The organism is Streptomyces poriferorum, assembly GCF_019399235.1.
GTDB lineage: Bacteria > Actinomycetota > Actinomycetes > Streptomycetales > Streptomycetaceae > Streptomyces > Streptomyces poriferorum.
In genome coordinates, this window is record NZ_JAELVH010000506.1 from 1 (window position 1) to 2,106 (window position 2,106).

At 69.6% G+C, this 2,106-nt stretch carries 2 protein-coding genes; both read right to left on the bottom strand.

Annotated elements, in window-relative coordinates; all coding sequences use genetic code 11:
* A partial coding sequence (locus JGS39_RS39055; RefSeq protein ID WP_219574510.1) for a hypothetical protein occupies positions 1-1,465 on the bottom strand: 1,465 nt, incomplete at its 3' end.
* The gene (locus tag JGS39_RS39060; protein WP_219574511.1) at positions 1,465-2,025 is read right to left on the bottom strand and encodes a site-specific integrase; all 561 of its coding nucleotides are present in this window, start codon (positions 2,023-2,025) and stop codon (positions 1,465-1,467) included. The genes JGS39_RS39055 and JGS39_RS39060, both read right to left, overlap by 1 nt.
* Positions 2,026-2,106: the final 81 nt, after the last annotated feature.

Genomic DNA, 2,106 nt, shown 5'->3' on the forward strand with positions numbered 1-2,106 from the left:
GGGCTGGGCAGGGCTTGCCTTTCGGCCCGTGCAATCCGGAGAGCTGGTCGCCGCAGGCCGCGGTGAACACATCGCGCTGCCCGCCGACCAGTTCGGCGAGGGCTGTTTCGCTCATGTCCATCGAGGCCACGAGCTGCGGATAGCCCTCGGCCAAGGTTGCGGCGTCTTCGTCGGTGAGGACTGTGGGCGGTTGGGCGCGTGCGAGCAGGTCGTGCTGGGCGTCCTCGACGATGGTCTCGACCGCTCTGCGCTGGGCTGGAGTGGTGGCGGTGAGGTAGTGATCGCCTTCGACGGCCGGGCTGTGGTTCGGATCGATCGTGGCCCGCCCGCTGCCGGTCCAGGTCCGCTTGTCGCGCATCGCGTGGTGGGTGGTGCGGATCCTGGCCCGGTGGATCTTCAGCGGTCTGCCGTCGGCGCCGAGGATGCCGTGACGCTGGGCCCACCTCTGCCGGGAGGCACTCGTGATCTTCTGGGCCGCGAGGGCGGGGTTGCCCGGACGGGCCAGGCAGAGCCAGAGCCGATCTCGGTCTCCGGGCGGTGTGAAGGTCCTCAGCAGCGCGGAGTGCGCGAGCCACTGTTCCAGCAGGCGCACGGCTCGGCGGGGCAGGTTCAGGCTCTCGGCCGCGGTGCGGCCCTTGACGTAGGACAGCAGGATCGAGGCGTCACCGGCCCAGTCCACGTCTGCGATCCCCAGTCCGTCGATGCCGTCCGGCACGATGCCGCAGTAGATGCCGAACAGCAGGCGGTAGGCGATCGACGCGTCCAGGTGCGGGAAGAGATCTTGGAGAGCTTCGTGGAAGTCACCGGCCCCGTGCCGGTGGACGGCCTCGAACGTCACGCCGAGGGTCCGTGCGAGGTCGGGGGTTCCGATCGGTCCGACCTGGGACAGCAGCCATCGGAAGTTCTCCGGTGTCCAGCCGCCCCCGACAGGATGCCGGCCGCGTGCGGCGGTGGCGAGGGCCTGCCGGTGGGCGGCGTACGTTTCCTCGACCACGGTGCGGCAGGCGGTAGTGAGGCGGTCCCACTCCTTCTCCGGGTAGGGCGGCAAGGGCTTGCGGTAGGGCTGCGGGTTGAAGTTCCTTCCGTTTGCGAGTTCCTCCACCCCCGGGGCAAGGCCCCCACCACCTGCGGCGAAGCCCAGGATCATGTGGCGCGTGTGGGCCTCGCGGCCCATCGAGGTACCCATCCAGTACTCGGCGAGCATGCCACGGCTCAGCTGGTCGGCACCGCTCGTGAATCCTCGGCTTGCGAGGGCCCGCACCATGTGACGGGCGGAACTGACGTAGTGCATGACGCTGCCCGCGGAATCGACCGTCCCGTGCGGATGGACGAGTTCGGCCAGGCCGCAGGCCAGATCCCGGGCCAGCCATGGGTTCGGCAGCCCGTCCAGGGAAAACTCCGCGCGGCGGCCGTTGCTGAACACGCAGGTGATGCCGAGCGGATCATCGATGAGCATCGCCGGCATCAGGCTTCCCCTTCCACGAAATCATCGGAGAACTCCGCCGCGGCCTCATCTTCGGCCGCCGCGTCGCAGGCCAGCCCGGCCGCAGCCCCGGCACCCTCGTATGCATCCCGGTAGATGCGAGTCGTATCCAGGCGGCGGAGGTACTTTTCCGTCGTCAGAACAGTCGAGTGACCCAACAAATCACGCAGCACCAGCAGCGGGTCCGCCTTGGAGAGGTAGAAGATCAGCGCGGCGTCGGCATCGGTGTCCCGCACCAACTTCGCTGCCTGCCGGTAGTGTCCGGTGACCAGGTACTCAAGGGTCCTCATCGAGAACGTGTGACGGCATCGGTGGGGCCACACGTGAGGGAAGCGGGGCTCGAAGCGGGCCCGGATCCGGTCGGAGGTCCGTTCGAAGACCGTGCCCCAGGCGGTGAAAGGGCCACCCCCGCTTTTCACCGCGAGCAGGCACGACCCGCCCTCGGGGGCGACCAGGCGGCGGCGCTCGGCCGGGGTGAGCGAGTCCCACGAGCGGCGGACTCCGTTGACCCGCCCGCCCCGCGGGCCGGGATCGGTGACCACGAGCGGCTCGCCCCACCGGCGCGGCGGCATCCAGCCGGAGCCCTCTGTGGTGGCCGCGCGGTCTAGGCACTGTTTCTCGGA